Source organism: Paenibacillus sp. FSL F4-0125, assembly GCF_038008565.1.
Taxonomy (GTDB): Bacteria; Bacillota; Bacilli; order Paenibacillales; family Paenibacillaceae; genus Paenibacillus_AQ.
Genome location: NZ_JBBOZJ010000001.1, coordinates 3,034,486 through 3,052,298, shown reverse-complemented (window position 1 = coordinate 3,052,298; position 17,813 = coordinate 3,034,486). Strand labels below are relative to the sequence as shown.

14 protein-coding genes are annotated in these 17,813 nt (G+C 45.6%); 3 read left to right on the top strand and 11 right to left on the bottom strand.

All coding sequences use genetic code 11. From position 1 onward, the window contains the following. Nucleotides 1–351: 351 nt before the first annotated feature. From NST74_RS13285 to hrpB, 4 genes are all read right to left on the bottom strand, one after another. Nucleotides 352–1,218, bottom strand: coding sequence for an NAD-dependent epimerase/dehydratase family protein (locus NST74_RS13285; protein ID WP_341112454.1), 867 nt, complete (start codon nt 1,216–1,218; stop codon nt 352–354). Further along, nucleotides 1,215–1,970: a metallophosphoesterase family protein gene (locus NST74_RS13280; protein WP_341112453.1), complete on the bottom strand. Its 756-nt coding sequence runs from the start codon at nt 1,968–1,970 to the stop codon at nt 1,215–1,217. The genes NST74_RS13285 and NST74_RS13280 overlap by 4 nt, the downstream gene beginning before the upstream one ends. A 152-nt stretch (nt 1,971–2,122) precedes the next feature. After that, nucleotides 2,123–2,707: a general stress protein gene (locus tag NST74_RS13275; RefSeq protein ID WP_341112452.1), complete on the bottom strand. Its 585-nt coding sequence runs from the start codon at nt 2,705–2,707 to the stop codon at nt 2,123–2,125. Nucleotides 2,708–2,804: 97 nt separating this feature from the next. After that, a complete protein-coding gene (hrpB, locus tag NST74_RS13270; RefSeq protein ID WP_341112451.1) occupies nt 2,805–5,297 on the bottom strand; it encodes an ATP-dependent helicase HrpB in 2,493 nt (830 codons plus the stop codon). A gap of 181 nt (nt 5,298–5,478) precedes the next feature. On the opposite strand from hrpB, the gene NST74_RS13265 reads away from it, so the two are divergent. After that, nucleotides 5,479–5,898, top strand: coding sequence for a GNAT family N-acetyltransferase (locus NST74_RS13265; RefSeq protein WP_341112450.1), 420 nt, complete (start codon nt 5,479–5,481; stop codon nt 5,896–5,898). 118 nt (nt 5,899–6,016) lie between these two features. Here NST74_RS13265 and NST74_RS13260 read toward each other — a convergent pair whose 3' ends face one another. After that, entirely contained in the window at nt 6,017–6,415 is a 399-nt protein-coding gene (locus NST74_RS13260) for a DnaJ family domain-containing protein (RefSeq protein WP_341112449.1), read from the bottom strand. Nucleotides 6,416–6,983: 568 nt separating this feature from the next. On the opposite strand from NST74_RS13260, the gene NST74_RS13255 reads away from it, so the two are divergent. Continuing rightward, entirely contained in the window at nt 6,984–7,460 is a 477-nt protein-coding gene (locus NST74_RS13255) for an SRPBCC family protein (RefSeq protein ID WP_341112448.1), read from the top strand. Here the strand turns inward: NST74_RS13255 and NST74_RS13250 are convergent. The 4 genes from NST74_RS13250 to NST74_RS13235 form a co-directional block, all read right to left on the bottom strand. Beyond that, on the bottom strand, nt 7,452–8,261 hold the full coding sequence (locus NST74_RS13250) for an SDR family oxidoreductase (RefSeq protein ID WP_042127232.1): 810 nt from the start codon (nt 8,259–8,261) through the stop codon (nt 7,452–7,454). The genes NST74_RS13255 and NST74_RS13250 overlap by 9 nt on opposite strands. Before the next feature lie 138 nt (nt 8,262–8,399). Next, a complete protein-coding gene (locus NST74_RS13245) occupies nt 8,400–9,266 on the bottom strand; it encodes a transglutaminase family protein (RefSeq protein WP_341112446.1) in 867 nt (288 codons plus the stop codon). After that, entirely contained in the window at nt 9,263–10,216 is a 954-nt protein-coding gene (locus tag NST74_RS13240; protein ID WP_042127228.1) for an alpha-E domain-containing protein, read from the bottom strand. The genes NST74_RS13245 and NST74_RS13240 overlap by 4 nt, the downstream gene beginning before the upstream one ends. 72 nt (nt 10,217–10,288) lie before the next feature. Further along, on the bottom strand, nt 10,289–11,752 hold the full coding sequence (locus tag NST74_RS13235; protein ID WP_339290831.1) for a circularly permuted type 2 ATP-grasp protein: 1,464 nt from the start codon (nt 11,750–11,752) through the stop codon (nt 10,289–10,291). A 353-nt stretch (nt 11,753–12,105) separates the two neighbouring features. On the opposite strand from NST74_RS13235, the gene NST74_RS13230 reads away from it, so the two are divergent. Beyond that, nucleotides 12,106–12,993, top strand: a complete 888-nt coding sequence (locus tag NST74_RS13230) for a DUF1835 domain-containing protein (protein WP_341112445.1) — start codon at nt 12,106–12,108, stop codon at nt 12,991–12,993. Between the two features lie 121 nt (nt 12,994–13,114). On the opposite strand, the gene ftsY is transcribed toward NST74_RS13230, so the two are convergent. After that, the gene (gene ftsY / locus NST74_RS13225) at nt 13,115–14,122 is read right to left on the bottom strand and encodes a signal recognition particle-docking protein FtsY (RefSeq protein ID WP_341112443.1); all 1,008 of its coding nucleotides are present in this window, start codon (nt 14,120–14,122) and stop codon (nt 13,115–13,117) included. 104 nt (nt 14,123–14,226) lie between these two features. Beyond that, complete coding sequence (gene smc, locus NST74_RS13220) at nt 14,227–17,796, bottom strand: chromosome segregation protein SMC (RefSeq protein WP_341112442.1); 3,570 nt, start codon at nt 17,794–17,796, stop codon at nt 14,227–14,229. Nucleotides 17,797–17,813 lie beyond the last annotated feature (17 nt).

Genomic DNA, 17,813 nt, shown 5'->3' with positions numbered 1-17,813 from the left:
ATATGGCAGTTCCCACAGCTATTACAGCTGCCAAGGCAACAAATATTACATACCCTCTCTTTGTTACAGTAACCGAGTGATTATCATAAAATTCAGGCTTTCGAACGATTCCAAACCATAGATCCGTAATTAAACTCACTACTACTAGTGAGAAATTCTTAATGATTCCCACCTCATCACTCCTTTTCATCTTTATCTAACCAAGTTTTTTATTAATTTCATTTAGCGACTCAATCATTTTATCCATTTTCTTGATCATCGCATATTGATTGCTAATCATCATAATTAAACCAATAAAGGATAAAATCACAAGAAGCAAACCCATGCTGCACTTCCTTTCAGTAGCTGAACTCATTCAATCTGAACCTTCAAGCTCCGTGCAAACCCTGACCTCCATGACGGATACAGCGGGCTCCACCCATAATCCATTCGAGCTTTCGTATTAGAGGCTCCGCGTTCCCATCCTGCTCTGCCTTCTTGAACAATAGGAGTAGGAGCACCTATGGCTTCTGAATAGGTTGATAACCACTCCCATCCTTTAGCAGGCTCGTTGTCTACGATGTTCACTGGGCCTGAAGGCCAATTCAGAGCAAGTACCGCCGCGTTAGCTGCATCCTCCACATGAAGAAATGACACAACTGCATCAGTTGCTGTTACTCTTCCTTGACGAATTTCCTCTGTCATATACCCATTCGTGTCATACCAAGTCCCTTGGCCGTACAACATTCCATAGCGTAGAATGACATGGTTTGGAATCTCAGCAACTGTCTTTTCTAGTGAGCATATCCCTTCAATCGTTCTTTTTCGAGGCTCTGAAGCCATCAGATCTAATGGAATTTCCTCCGTAGCAGGTTCTTCTCCAGCTTCATATGCCCATGAGATACTTTGTGCTATGATTTGTTCCACGCCAATTGCAAGGGAAGCATCCACAATATTTCGCGTTCCTTCTATTCTTATCCTAGAATTATCTGAGAAATTCCGCTGACTTAGTGAAGTTAGCTGATGGATAACCACTTCTGGCTGTACTGTGCGAATGGAAGCAAATATGGCCTCACGATTGAAGACATCTGCGATTACCGCTTGTGCTCCACACTTCTCTATAATTGCTCTATTTTCTTCCTTATGGGTCAGTCCAACAACCTCATGCCCCGCTTCTACTAACTTGGGCAGCAATAGTCGTCCAATCGCACCCGCTGCACCGGCTACAAATATCTTCATCTAAGTCCTCCTTTAACTCTTCCATGCCTGATGGCATAGCTATAATCCTCACGACAGTTCTGATCTGCTCTCTGCGCAGCTAGTTCATAATTGTAAGGAAGTAAAACTGGTTCGAACATCCAAGAATGATCTCTTCGACTTATTATCAAATATCTGGCATGAGGAGTCATCGATTCCATGCAATGAGGATAAGGTAATTCTTCGAAATAAGCTGGCAAACCAACACTACCAACATTCACGATAACCTTGCCATTCGGTAGCCGCACTGATTTTTGAAGATGTGTATGCCCGCAAAAAATCATTGTTTGATCTACTGAATCAAGCTCAGCCATTAAGTCCTCAGCAGATTTCCCTTGAACCCCCGTAGGTAAAATATCCTCAAGCATATAGCTATCATCGGAGAAAGGCGTCCCGTGACAAAACAATAAATCTTCGAACACCCACGTTGGGTTAAAGGATCGAATCCAGTCATGTATTTCGTTAGTCAGCATCGGTTTTACATATTGAAAGGTTATTGAATCCATATCCTTCTGAAGTAAATATCGATCACAATTTCCCATAATGTTCGTAACATTAGATCGATTTATCAGCAGTTCTGCTGTTCGAATAGGTTCAATGGGACCAAACAGAGAATCCCCTAAATTCACAATACTTTTTATACCGCGTGAATCGATGTCCTGCAATACAGCCTCTAAAGCATAAACATTGCTATGTATATCAGAAATAACTGCTATGGTGTCCAGTTTATTCATTTTTAGTTACCTCTCAAATTCCTAATAATAATTTGGATGATTATCCATATCATACCACATACATAATAAAGACTGCACCTCAGAGCATAACGCTAAGAGGTGCAGTCTTTGAATGAATTGTTTGTCTATAGTAGAACTCGATCAATTTACATTTAAATTTTATCGCGGTTGTAGACTTCAGCCTTCCGATCTGCTCTGTTAGCCATCGAATTGCCTAGTCTAGTGTCTTCGTTATAGATACCCTCGTAACGCTGAGCATTCAACGAGCGGTTGCCCCGGAACACATCATGCGCTTGATATCCTCGTCCATTATCCTCTACAAGCACAAGGATCTTGCCACTTTCAACGTAGCCTTCATACTCTTTCGCCTCATCTTCAGGAATCCCTAGACCGATCAATCCGCCAACTAATCCGCCTGCACCTGCACCAACGGCTACACCTGTTAGCGTCGCCACAATAGGGCCCGCTGCCAGAATTGGACCAATCCCCGGAATAGCGAGTGCTCCGATCCCTGCTAGCAGCCCAGTAACTCCACCCAATACGCCACCAGTAGCTGCACCTGTTGCAACACCTTCTGGCGCCATTGTGCCTGTATCATCCGAAATATGTCTTAACTCATCGCGATCTCGTGTGATCACAGATATTTCATCATTACTGAATCCTTGATTTTGAAGTCCTTCAATTGCTCTGGTTGCTTCTTGTTCGGTGTCAAAGATACCTACGATTTTTTTAGTCACTTGAAGCCCTCCTTAGTAATTGTCTTCGCTAGTTAATTACCCTGTATGCCGAAGACAAAACATCAAATGAACCATTTCAAGTGTACGAGGAACCCTTTTACTTCTTGGGGCGTGTTCGATTGGTCGGAATAGCTTGAAAGGGATCCTCAGGCCAATAGTGCTTAGGGTAGCGTCCTTTCAGATCTTTTTTAACCTCAAAATAAGTGCCACGCCAAAAGCTGGCAAGATCAGAAGTCACCTGCATCGGCCTTCTTGCCGGTGACAATAGATGTAGCAATACAGGCACCTTCCCCCCTCCAATTCTAGGAGTGTCTAACTGTCCAAACATCTCTTGCAATCGTACCGCTAGTACAGGGGCTGCTGGATTAGCATAGTCTACAGGCACACGCGAGCCACTAGGAACCGTTATATGCGTCGGTGCTTCCTGCTCAAGAATCTGCCTCTGATTCCAGTCTATCAGCCCCTCAAGTGCACGCGATAAAGGAATCCGCTGGAGATCGCGCAAGTTACGCATTCCTTGAATGTATGGTAATAACCACCCCTCCAGTGATTCAATTAATGCCGCATCTGAGACATCCGGCCAATCCGGCCGCAAGGCGTGTATAAATATCAGCCGCTCACGAAGCTGCAAAGCTCCCTTTTCCCATGGTAAGATTTCAATTCCCTCTTCTGCGATAACACTAAGCAGTACTTTTGCTGTTTCTTCCACAGAGGGTCTTTCATGTGACGTTTCTTTTAAGACGAGAGCGCCGAGCATCGTTCGACGGCGCTTCTTCACACTTCCACTTTCTTTATCCCAATACACGTCCGCCTCTTCAGTGATGCGATCCGTATGATACTTTAGCAGTTGTCCCTCTTCTAGCTCTGCTGCCAGCAGGATTGCACCTTGTGTGGCCCGATCGTCAACAGAAGCAGCCACAATATAAGCGGAACGGGCCAGCGGCTGCCCTTCCCGCAGAGCCACGCCGCGACCGGCGGAGAGCAGAAACGCGCCATCGCCGCGTTTCTGCCCGATACGGTCGGGATAGGCGAACGACAGAAGCAGCCCGCAGAGGCTGATGTCGTTCACAGTCTCGCCCGGCGCTGCTTGCAGCTGCGCCAGGAAATTGCGGCTCTCGCGCACCACCGCGCGCAGAGCCGCCGGGTCCGCTCCGCCCGTGTCGGCGGAGCGCTCAAACCGAAGCAGCGCCTCTACGCGGAGCGTGAGGTCGCAATCTAGTGCCGCGGGACCCTTGAACAGGTCCCGCTCTTGCAGCAGCGCCGCCAGCCGGCAGGCGAGCGGTGCTGCATCAAGCTCTGCCGCGCGCAGCAGCATATGCGCGGCTCGCGGGTGCGCGCCAAGCGCGGCCATGCTGCGGCCGTGCGGCGTGATGGCGCCGCCGGCGTCCAGCGCGCCGAGCTGGCGCAGCAGCGCGATGCCCTGCGCATAAGGCGCAGCGGGCGGCACGTCAAGCCAAGCTAACGCGGCAGGGTCGCGCACGCCCCACAGCGCCAGCTCCAAAGCAAGCTGCGCAAGATCCGTCTCCATAATCTCCGGCACATTGTCATCCGGAAGTCGATTATGTTCCTCCTGACTCCACAGCCTGTAGCATACGCCAGGTGCTGTCCGTCCAGCACGCCCTCTCCGTTGATCGGCAGAGGCTTTCGATACTGGAACCGTCGTAAGACTCGGCATTCCTGTACGCGGTGAGAAGATCTGCGTACGACGCAGTCCTGTATCAATTACCGTTCGCACACCCTCAATCGTCAAGCTTGTCTCCGCAATGGAGGTCGCCAGCACAACTTTACGTTCGCCGTTTATGGATGGAGCCACAGCAGCATCCTGCATAGTCTGTGGTAATTGTCCATACAAAGGACGAAGAACTATTTCGTCAGGCAGTTTTCCATGTTCCAACTCATTTTGAGTTCTGCGAATCTCTCGTTCACCCGGTAGGAATACGAGAACATCTCCCGGCTGTTCATCAAGCGCACGTCTCACTGCGGCCGCAGCCGATTTTTCAATCGGAAGATTCCCTGTTGTTGGGGTATAGATGGTTTCCACCGGATAGGTTCGTCCCGGACAATCCACAACTGGCGAATCGCCTAACATAGCCGAGACACGTTCACTGTTCAAAGTAGCTGACATAATCAGAATCCGAAGATCATCACGCAGCACTGCCTGCGCTTCCAGTGCGAGGGCAAGTCCCAGATCCGCATGAAGACTACGCTCATGGAACTCATCAAAAATAATCAGACCCACATCCCCTAGCGATGGATCACTCTGAAGCATCCTTGTTAAGACACCTTCCGTCACTACAACAATTCGTGTATTCTTACCTACCTTAGTGTCATTCCGCATGCGATAACCAACCGTCTGTCCAACACTTTCTCCAAGACAAGACGCCATGTAGCTTGCGGCAGATCTTGCAGCAAGTCTTCTGGGCTCTAGCATAAGGATGCTTTTACCAGCCATCCACGGCTCGTCCAGAAAAGCCGGAGGCGTTCCTGTTGTTTTGCCTGCACCGGGTTCAGCGATGAGAACAGCCGCCCGTGTTGATCTAAGTATGTTTTTCAAGTCTGGAAGCACCTGTGTAATTGGAAGCTGTTTCATTGTATCTCTCCATCGGTTGTAATTATATGTTATGATTTCCTTTGATGTGGTCTAAACCCTTTTCATCATGTGCGAAAAAACTTGAAAGATCAAGACAAACTGTACATACATTTTATTATTTCAAGTCTAAACGCTTTTGGTCTTATACTTTCTTATATTTTTAAAAAGGAGACTGTCTAAAATGCTCGTAACTAAAGCCACGATTTCAGATTTATCTATGCTCTGCAAGATCGATAGTATGGTCATTGGCAGCGAAGTTCGTAAACCTAAGATCGAACAATATATTTTGAACGAGCAATGTGTTGTGGCAACGATGAACAGTGAGCCTGTCGGTTTTGCCTGTTACGATACCACTTTTTTCGAATGCTGTTTCATACAGCTCGTAATTGTGAATCCCAATTTCAGACGACTCGGTATTGCCGGCGCACTTATTCGTTACACTGAAGAACATTGTCCAACTCCTAAGCTGTTTACCTCCACCAATGAATCCAATACGATCATGCAACAGGTCTGCCGTTCTCTAGGATTTATAAGAAGTGGAATCATTGAAAATTTAGATGATGGCGATCCAGAATGGATTTATTATAAGCAAGTACGATGAAATACGCTTGTTAAGCACAGCACGCAAAAAGGCAACTCTACCGTCTAAATCTACGATGAGATGCCTTTTTATACTACACTATTTATCCTGATCTCCAATTGACAGGAGCATATTAGCACTATTCTTCTTCCCTACTCATCTGTTCGTGGATTTGAACACTATATTGCATATAGGCCGGGTTACTATCTAAGCCTCGTTCACGCAGCAGCTCTTGCAGCCGTAGTTTTTTCATAGACAATTTTGCCCGAAGCGACTTGCCCTCACTGCTCTCAGGACCTCCGCTATTGTGGCAGGCAGCAAGCAGCCCTTCGAGGGTAACACATTCCGCACGCAAAGATATTTCCTCGGGCACCAGCCCGGAATTCTTCATGATTTTGAAGGACATCCGCAATTCTTCTGGAACACCAGATAAATCTTCAAGCTCCAGCGGCTTACCATGCCCTGATAAATCTCGAAATTCTCCATTACGCATAGACTCCTGAATCCGCTGCTCAACCAGCCAGGACATCATACCCATATACACAGCCTCCTTCACCAATGCCACTCTCTATGATCTATCCTGCCTAAGCAAAAGTTTGTTTTGCTGAATTGCGTTTATTCTAGCACAAAAAACTGTAGATTTACATCAAGCTGCCGAATTACATCCTGACAACTTTGCGATGCTGTGAACTGTTTATTTGCTATACTTTCGGACTCAGATGCAACTATTCACTCTAATGTACCCTACTTTCGATCAATATCAAGGCAATAAGAGCTATGCAGACTATATCTTCAATAAATGCACTAAAAACTCCAAATAACTGCAATACTGTCCGAAACGTCAGGTGCATCCTTATAGTAATAAATCGCTCAGCACTCTGAAGCCCTTATTCCGCATATTCTGTTTATTCTGTATTTTCCGTTTATTCCACAATTCAGGCCATTCTGCTAAACTATCGACCCCGCCCCAATCCTCAACATATTACTAACGCCTAGCCAAACCCAGCAATAGTTTTAATTAAGATAAACAATTGCTATACTCTTTCTGATGAATCTAAACTCAATATAAAAAGGACTACAGTAGTAGTCCAAAGGAGAAATATAACATGATAGCTAACTTCAAAAAAGCGAATGATCATTATGTCGCTCGTTTCGAACGTAAACTAAAACATTCCGCATCAGAAATCTGGTCCTTTTTGACAGAGAATGAGAAGCTTGCTTTATGGTTCACTGAATTACGAGTAGAGGACCTGCGTGAAGGTGGATTAATCAAGTTTGATATGCAAGACGGAACCTTTGAGGAAATGACGATTACCGCCTTGCAACATGAATCTATCCTTGAATTTACGTGGGCTGAAGATTCTGTTCGCTTTGAGCTATACCCAAATTCAGAAGGCTGTTTACTCGTCTTAAATGAAACGATCCGAACGCTCACACCGCACACTCCCCGTGACTTAGCCGGCTGGCATGTATGTCTAGATGTGATCCAGCACCTATTGGATGGGACCACGCTGGATTCGCGAAAAGCCGAATGGAATGTTCGGTACGAGCAATACCGCGAAGCGATCTCTAAACTAGGATAATAAGGACTCTGCCCCGTCAATCACAATTTGCGCACCTGTAATATGAATAGACTCATCGGATGCCAAAAATGAAACTAGATCGGCGACATTATCCGGCTTACCCGGCCCATCCGCCAGCGGCTGCGCCCCATCGGGAAATTCAATTGGAATGACGATCGCTTCTACCTCCTCGTTCATTTCAGTCGTTTCATCTATATTGGTAGCAATTGCCCCAGGGCAGATCACATTCACTCGAATTTTAAACTTAGCTAGCTCAAGTGCAGCCATTTTAGCAAAAGCCACCTGTCCAGCTTTGGTAGTGCTGTACGTAGACCACCCAAAGCTGGCAAATCTAGTATTCCCGTTGATAGAGCTAGTGATGATAATGCTGCCTTTTCCTTTATCCTTCAGATGAGGGATCGTATATTTCAGTGTCAAAAACGTCCCCGTCAAGTTCACCGACATCGTGCGTTCCCAATCACTCAAGCTCAGTTCCTCTATAGGTCCCACCGCACCATTGATTCCCGCGTTAGCGAACACTACATCTAACCCACCGAATTGTTCGACCGTCCTGCGAACGGCTTCCTCCATCCCTTTTTCATCCGAAGTATCTACCTCTATAGCCAATGCACAATCTTTGCGAAACTTGTTCAGCTTATCCGCCAAAGATGTGGTGCGTTCCAGATTCAAATCAAAAAGCGCTACATTAGCCCCTTCCCTAGCCAGCTTAATTGCGGTAGCCCGACCAATTCCTGAGCCCGCTCCAGTTATAATTGCAGTTTTCCCAATAAATCTTTGTTTCTTAGCTATGTTTGGACTCATATGTAATCTCTCCTTTAAGATCTCTTAGTGATGCACTATGGATCAAGATTACCCAAAACCATGTACACTGGAATCATCTTCACAAAAAAACTCCCCGTTCAAAAGCTTGAACAGAGAGTTTCATCTAAATTGATCCATTTAATTGTCCAGCTTCCGCACATCCACTTTCACGCTCAAAGTGCCGGCTCCACCACGATACACACCTTTTACAGGTACGATATCTTTGTAGTCCCGTCCGTGACCTAACTTAATATAACGCCAATTGACCTCCACATTATTGGTCGGATCAAAACCAAGCCAACCAGTACCCGGAATGTGAGTCTCCACCCAAGCGTGTGAGGCTTGCTCAAAATTAGCATTACTCCCTTGCAGATCACCGACAAAATGATACCCACTTACATATCTGGATGGCAGACCGACACTACGGCAGACAGCGATCATTAGATGAGCATAATCCTGACACACACCGCGTTTGAGCTTCAGTGCCTTTTTTACCGTTGTATTTACGCTTGTAGCCTCAGGGTCATAGGTGAATTGTTCATAAATCGTCGCAGATAATTTAAGAATCCATTCATACATATCGTCCGTTTCATTAAAAGGATACTGTGAAGCAAACTCCACTAATTCAGGGGTTACCTCTGTATAACGAGTCGGCAAAATAAACTCAATATAACGATTCTGGAAATTCTCATCATTTAACAGTTTAACTTGTTCTTCAAGACTGGTTCGCGGAAGATCGGCACCTTGGGCTTTATCCAGCGTGACTACTGTAGCTTTAGTATGGATAACCATTTCCGTATGCGGCTTATTGACCGAATAGGCATGCACCCGATTTCCGAAGAAATCCTCATACGTTAATAGATTAGCTGGCGGGTAAATATCCACTTCATGGTGATAACAGGATTGGCGGTAATTCGTGCGCGGAGTGAGTCTGATTTCATTGACACTGTCCGTAACCGGCTCTGGATAGCTGTATGTGGTGGTATGATTGATTTGAATCTTCATACAGACACTCCTTCTCGCCGAAAAAAGGCGCCCTCCATTGTTTTGCCAAGTTTTTGACAAGATATCACCAGCGACTTAAGTACATCTTCCACCAGCTCACCGGACATTTCTTCTTTTTCCATATAATCCAGCTCAGCTTTGAGCTTACCTGCTTGACGAATGACTTTTTCATGCCCTGAGCCTTTTTCAGAGGAATCTAGTTCAAGCTTAGCTAAATGCTCTTCCAGCTGATGAAAAGAAAAACGAATGGAACGCGGAAATTTGGGATTCGCAATCAAGAAATCTAAAATGCTCTCCGGAGACATAGCATCTGCATAATAACGGCGAAACGCTTGGTACCCGCTAACGGATTTAAGCACCGCCTGCAACTGAGTATAAACCGCGTTAAGCTCCTTAAATCGGCATGCGGCAATGACCGCCTGCAAGATACGAGTTGTATTCTCTGCCCGCTCTAGAAACCGTCCGCTCTCAATGAAATGCCACTCATTCCCTCTAAGCATTACCGACTGCTCTGCTCCGAGAAACATGGCTGTACGCTCTTTAACCTGCTGATAGAACTGATGTGGCCCGCTCATGATATCTGCGACAGAACGCTCACCAAGCCACAGGTTGAAGCTGTTGACAACATCCCATAATTCACTTGGAAGCTGCTGACGAAGAGTGCGCAAATTATTTCTAGCATGATGTACACAAGAGAATAATGAATTAGAATTGCCTAAATCAAGTGTGATGAAAGATAGCACATCCTGCTCAGAAAAGGTTTCGAACTGCTGCATATATTCACCCCGAACGCCTAACGCATCGATCAACCTTGACCATTTATGACCTTCTTCATGAAAATCCTCTTCCTGCTGGATATGATAATGAACATTGATTAGCCGCGCATGATTCTCTGCCCTTTCAATATACCGTCCGATCCAGAACAAAGCTTCAGCATTTCGATTCAGCATATCCAGCCACTCCCTTATTCTACAAATTGATGCTGCATTTTATTATTCAACAACCAAGCTTATAAAGTAGTATCATGCCATGACCCAAGTATCCTTTACGCCGCCACCTTGCGAGGAGTTTACGACCAATGACCCTTCCTTCATAGCCACCCGTGTCAATCCTCCAGGGATAACATGCGGCTTGCGATCAGCGCCCATTAACACAAAAGCCCGAAGGTCGATATGTCTAGGCGCCATAGTCCCCCCTGACAATACCGGTGCTCTGGATAGAGACATAATCGGCTGTGCAATATAACGTTCTGGGTCTGCAATAATCTTCATTCGGAATTCAGCCAATTCTTCTTTGGTAGCTTCGCTTCCGATCAACATCCCATATCCCCCGGATAAAGAGGTTTCCTTAACTACCATTTCTGATAGGTTCTCAAGGACATATAAACGTTCATCAGCTCTTCCTAGCAAATAGGTCGGAACATTCCCAAGAATCGGCTCTTCATTCAGATAATAACGAATCATATCCGGTACATAGACATACATTGCTTTATCATCTGCAACACCGGTCCCGGGTGCATTAGCAATCGCTACATTTCCAGCCCGATACGCATTCATCAAACCCGCCACACCGAGAAGTGAATCCGGCTGGAAAGCTAACGGGTCAATAAAATCATCATCCAATCGGCGATATAGTACATCTACGCGGCGAAGTCCGTTCATTTCTTTTAGATATATTTTGTGATCTTTTGCAACCAAATCTCGTCCTTCAACCAAATGTATGCCCATCTGTTGTGCTAGAAAAGCATGCTCATAATAAGCAGAATTGTATTCCCCAGGTGTAAGTAGGGCTATAACCGGATCTGACTTTCGTGAGGGTGATAAACTACGTAGAACGGATAAGAAGCGGTTCAAGCTATGATCAACATCTCGGATGGAGCTGGCAAAGGACAATTCAGGAAACAACTGATTCATCAGGGTTCTGCCTTTAAAAAGATATGAAAAACCTGAAGGCGTTCGTAGATTATCTTCAAGCACATAATATTGCCCATCATGATGGCGGATCAGATCGATTCCCGAGGTAGTGATGTAGGCTCCACCAGGCACCCTTAGACCCGCCATTTCTGGCCGGAAATAACAGTTGGAGATGATCATACGCCTTGGGACTATTCCATCCTTTACGATGTACTGCTCATGGTAGATATCATGAATGAACAAATTCAAAGCCGTGATACGCTGAATAATTCCAGCCTCTAGCCTCTCCCATTCATTCTTAGGAATAATGCGTGGAATCATATCGAAGGGGATCGTACGCTCCATGGGATGATCCTGAGCCGGATTGTATAGCGTAAAAGTAATTCCTTCCTCCATCATCCTGCGCTGCATCAAATTCTGCTTCCCCTGCAGCTCTTCGGAGCTCATTCCGGAAAACATGCGATTCACATGTCTGTAATGCGGCCGGACATTTCTCTTATCTGCATACATTTCATCGAAAAAATGTTGCAGCGGATACGGAGACAGACCTGGCAGAGGATCTAATTTGGACATGAGCCCGACTCCTTTCGATAAATGTTATCTTTACTAACAACCTATACTTTTATTTCTGAAAATATCCATGAAAATATTGTTTTGTATTCCCATAATACGTAAATTATATTGCCGATGTCAATATATATAACAGAGAAATGTGATCTCTGAATATTTCCTCGTTTTGGAATCGCTTCCTTTCTCTCATATATAGGTTGCCCGAGCTGAAATGTATTTCTTCATTGAATTGTATGCAGGAGTAGTGACAAGCATTACTATTATGAATTTTTCATATGTTGGTTTTTTTATATATTAGGATGGAATGTGATTTCATTGTGTATGGTATAATTTGGAACGATAGGAGTGTGAGCAAAATGAAGCACAAATATACTATGTCAATCGAACAGGAAGAGGCTAGGCGGAATCACATTTATCTGTTATTTGGTCTTTCAGAAGCTGGTTCAATGAAGGTAGCACTTAGTCGTGTAGGTAGTCGTCATTTAATAAGAGTACTTTCATTTAATGAGACGTTCTCTGCTGGGCCGCTGTGCAAATTACATAATGATCAAGGGTGTCATGCCCGTGAGTTATGGTTTCAGGAACGATTTCCAGATCAAGGTTATCATCTCAATCCCCAGCATAAACTGGGAGCCATGGTTCAGACCTTAAAAGAAATTCCCGAGGACAAAAAAATCACGATTTGGTGCGGAGACAACTCCCATGATCAGACAGGTTTACGGTTTGCACTTTTTGTTCTTAGTGAGAGGAAGCAACCTATTTATGTTATAAATCCAATCGAGGCTTATGAGGAACTTCCCGGGATTGTTGAACCATTTAGCATTGGCTTATCTCCCCAGTCCCTGGGTCAGCTCCCAAACGAAGCTGTGCAAGCTATTATCAAAAACACCGAAAATACAGAGCCCCTTACCTCCGCGCAGAGAAAACAGTATGAACTGGAGTGGCAAGAAATCAGCAACACTGAGGATATGCTTCGAGTATGGTCTAATGGTCAGCTAACAAATGTTCCCGAAACATACTATGACGAAGACATTCTATCTTTAATTCTGCAACTGCAAAAGAATGAAGAGGGAGATCATTTCGTAAATGCAGGACTTATTGTAGGTGCAATTTTTGGGCAGTGGAATTTATTTATCAGTACCTCATTTATAGAATATCGCTTCTGGAGACTTATTAGTGAGGAAAAGCTGCTATTTAAAGGGATACCCTACGCCATGCATTTGTACGCACTAAGAGTTCCGTAGGGTTACAACATAATGACCGATAAGCATTTTTATAAAAAAGGAATGCCCTCATGAACTAAATATAGCTTCGAGGACATTCCTTGTAAATATGACTTCTTAATGATTATGTTATCAGAGTTAATTACTCTTGATTTTCTGATTCTTCAATCTCTTCTTCCTCGGTAATTAATCCGGCAAAAAGAGCATGCACGAACTGCTGAGAATCAAACGGCTGCAAATCTTCCATTTTTTCTCCGAGCCCTACGAGCTTCACCGGTAAGTTCATTTCCTGACGGATCGCTACAACGATTCCGCCTTTAGCCGTTCCGTCAAGCTTTGTCAATACTAATCCAGTAACGCCACTCTTCTCACCGAATAGCTTGGCTTGCGTAAGAGCATTTTGACCTGTGGTCGCATCTAGCACCATCAATACTTCATGCGGTGCACTCGGAATTTCTCTTTGAATAACGCGGAAAATCTTGTTGAGCTCTTCCATTAGATTGCTCTTATTCTGAAGTCTTCCTGCGGTATCACAAATCAAGATATCCACATTCCGCTGCTTAGCCGCTTGAACAGCATCGAACATAACAGCGGCTGGGTCAGAGCCTGCTTGTTGCTTAATTACGTCTACGCCAGCACGTTGACCCCAAACTTCAAGCTGTTCAATCGCTCCGGCACGGAACGTATCCCCAGCGGCCAAAAGAACCTTTTTACCCTCTTGTTTGTAACGATGCGCAAGCTTACCGATCGTGGTCGTCTTGCCTACTCCATTTACCCCAACGAACAAGATAACTGTAATGCCATCCGGATTTTCCTTCAGGCTGTTATCGTCATCGCCACGCAGCAATTCCATGAGCTTACGGGACAAAATGGGTTGCAGCTCAGCGGCATCTTCAATTCGCTTATGCTTCACTTCGGCGCGCAGATCCTCGACAAGTGTCATTACTGTATTAACGCCTACGTCTGCACCGATCAAGATTTCTTCCAGTTCTTCGTAGAACTCTTCGTCGATTTTTTTACGGCGGATAATAAGATCTGCTACCTTCTCCACAAAACCTTTACGGGTTTTCTCTAATCCGTCGCGGAATTGTTTGGTTACACTTTCCGTTTTGCCGGAAATGCTTTCTTTTAACTTCCTGAAAAAGCTCATTTGTTTCCTCCTAAAAGTTTTGTGAGCGACACTTCATTGATTTAACTTCGTACAAAACTCGCTTCGAAAGCTGATACTTAAAAAGCTCATCATTCAGCAAGCCGTTAAGCGATCTCTGCTTCCTCATCCTCTAAACGTACAGAGACGAGCTTGGATACTCCGCCTTCTTCCATCGTCACTCCGTAGAGCACATCCGCCTCTTCCATGGTACCTTTGCGGTGTGTAACGACGATAAATTGCGTTTGTTCCGAGAACTCACGTAAATACTGAGCAAAACGTACGACATTCGCTTCATCTAGCGCAGCCTCTACCTCATCCAGTACGCAGAACGGAACCGGCTTCACTTGCAGGATGGCAAACAAGAGAGCCATCGCAGTTAAGGCGCGTTCCCCGCCGGACAGGAGCTGAAGATTTTGAAGTTTCTTACCCGGTGGCTGGGCTACGATATCTATACCTGTTTCAAGCATATGCTCCGGATCCAGCAGCATGAGATCAGCTCGTCCACCCCCGAACAGCTTCGAGAACACCGTACCGAATTGTTTACGGATCGCATCAAAGGTCTGTTTGAACCGTTTGGACATTTCATCTTCCATCTCACGGATGACTTGATACAGAGTAGTCTTAGCTTCGACTAGGTCATCTTTTTGTCCACTGAGGAAGGTATAACGCTCATGAACACGCTGATATTCTTCGATCGCACCTAAGTTGACTTCGCCCAGTGCAGAAATACTGCGTTTCAGACGCTGTACATCCGCTTGTGCGGCAGGCACATCTTCGGGCACAGGATAACGCTGTTTCGCTAGTTCATAGCTTAATTCGTAGTCATCACTCAGCTTACGAAGAATATTATCAAGTTCAACATCGAGGCGACCCACAGAAACTTCTGTAGAACGCAGCTTGTCCTCCACGACTTTAAGTGCCTGACGTTGATCCTTCGTCTTACCCTCCTCTAGTTCCAGCTTACGGGTCAACGCTGAACGTTCCGCCCGGGCTAAATCCAAAGTACCGGCTGTCTCTTCCTTCTTCAGACGATAACTATTCAAATCTTCTTTCTGTTTCACGGTTTCTAAAGCATTACTGGCCAAATCCTGCTCGATCGTATGTAACAGATTTCGATTCTGGCGCAGCTCTTTATCCTGTGAACCCACATCTTGTCTGAGACGGCGTAATTGCTCCTCCAAGGAGAAGATCTCCTGATCGAGCTTCCCTTCTGAAACCTTCATACTGGTCAGCTTACCTTGCAACTCTTCCTTAGCTGATTCATTCGCTTTACGTGCCGATTCGGCATTACGGATACCCTCATGTGCTTCCTTTTCTTCCTTCTCAAGACGTTCAAGCTCAGCAGAGGCTTGCTTCCGAGTCTCTTCAAGCGTGCGGACCTCACTTTCAAAGCCACTACGTTCCGCGCCTGTGCTCTCCACTTGTTCCAGCACATGTCGAAGCTCCTGTTCAAGCTGCTTCAAATCGCCGGAAACACGTTGCTCTTCTAGTCTTTTCTCATCACCATCACGGCGCAGGTCCTCTAGCTTCACACTAGCGTTCTCTTGCTCTTCACGAAGTCTGGCAATGCCTTGTTTCAGTTTAACAATCTGACGTTCGCTCTCTTCGATCTCACTGCTCAGCTGATCCAACTGGCGTTTACGACTAAGCAAGCTATTGTTCTTCTTATGCTGGCTACCACCGGTCATGGAGCCCCCGGCATTTACTACATCGCCTTCCAGCGTAACCACGCGATAACGATATTGGCATCTAGCGGCGATGCGGTTTGCCTGCTCCAGGCTCTCAGCAATAACTACATTACCTAGCAAACTGCCAACAATACTAGCATACTTATCATCGTATCCAACAAGTTCGGAACCAATTCCAACAAAACCTTCAGCGTCTTCCACCATTCCACGGTCACTGCCGGAAATTTGACGTGGTCGAATAACATCGAGAGGAAGGAAAGTAGCTCGTCCCAGTTGACGTTGCTTCAGAAAAGATATCGCTTGACGCGATACGCTCTCATTATCCATGACCACATGTTGAAGCGATGCACCCAATGCAGTCTCGACAGCCATTTCCAGCTTCTCTGGGACGGAAATGAGTTCAGCAACTGCACCATGCACCCCATTGAGCTGTCCTTTACGAGCCCCTTTAAGTACTTCTTTAACTCCAAGCATAAAGCCGTCAAAATCATCTTGCATTTCTTTCATGGTCTCATGACGGGAGACTTGCGCTTCCCGCTTCTGTTCCCACTTACGCAGGCCTGACTGCGTCTCTTCAATCAGTTTCTGACGTTTACTAAGTTGTTCACTTTCCGTAATATAAGCACCACGAAGATTGCTTAATTCTTTGCCAAGCTGGGCTATCTTGTCTTTTAGCCCTTTTTGGCTAGCAGACAATTCTTCATGCCGTGCTGTCCATTTGCCGCTTTCTTCTTCACTGCGGCTCATACGACGCTCCAGGTTCTCCTTTTGTTGATCCGCGTAACGAATTTCGTTACGTGCATTCGCCATAAGGTTCATTAACTCTAGGAGAGCACTTTTCAGCTTCTCCTCCTGGCTCTGACTAATCCCGTCAGCGACACCTTCGAGTCTTGCCTCTTCATCTTCGATCTGTTTCCGAAGCTCAACAAGCTTAAGCCGGGATGCTTCGAGCTTAGCTTCTAAATCCCCAAGCTCACGCTGACGATCCGCAGATCGCTCACCTACAGATCCTAATGTGAGCATTAACTGTTCACGGTTACTCTCTAGATTACGTTTGCGCTCCTTCAGTACCTCCCCATAACCTTCGCTTTTCTCATAAGCTTCACTATAACGGAGTAATTGCTCTTGCTGCTTCTCGATCTGTTCTTCTAACGCACGTAGTTCAGCACGTCCGCTTTCCAGCTTAGCATCATGAGCGGAGACAACTGTAGATAGCTCCAGTTGCTCATCCTTTAACGTTTCTAGCTTAGCGTTACCTTCCTGCCAAGCTGTATGGATTCCTTCAATTTGGTGCACATAGACTGAGATTTCCTGATGCTTCAATTGTTCCCGAAGCTCTTTAAAGCGAATGGCCTTCTCCGATTGATCCTTAAGGGGACCAATCTGATCCTCCAGTTCACTAATCAAATCGTGAATACGAAGCAAGTTTTGCTCCGTGTCGTCGAGCTTACGGCTTGCATCTTTTTTGCGCGATTTATATTTTACAATACCCGATGCCTCTTCAAAGATGCCTCGCCGATCTTCGGAACGAGTACTCAGAATCTCCTCAATCCGACCCTGTCCGATAATCGAATAAGCCTCACGCCCGATACCGGTATCCATGAACAGCTCTGTGATATCCTTCAGTCTACAGGATTGCTTATTAATTAAATATTCACTCTCACCGCTACGGTGAACACGCCGAGTCACTGTAACTTCGCTGAAATCCAATGGCAGCGTGTGATCCTCATTATCGAGCGTTAGTGATACTTCACCATAATTCACAGCTTTACGCGCGTCACTACCGGCAAAAATAATATCTTCCATCTTGCCGCCACGCAGTGATTTAGCACTCTGTTCGCCGAGTACCCAGCGTATGCCGTCAGAAATGTTGCTCTTGCCGCTTCCGTTCGGACCCACTACGGCCGTTATACCGCGCACAAATTCCATTTCTGTTTTGTCGGCAAATGATTTAAAACCAGCTAATTCTATCCGTTTCAAAAACATACTTGCCTATCACCTCT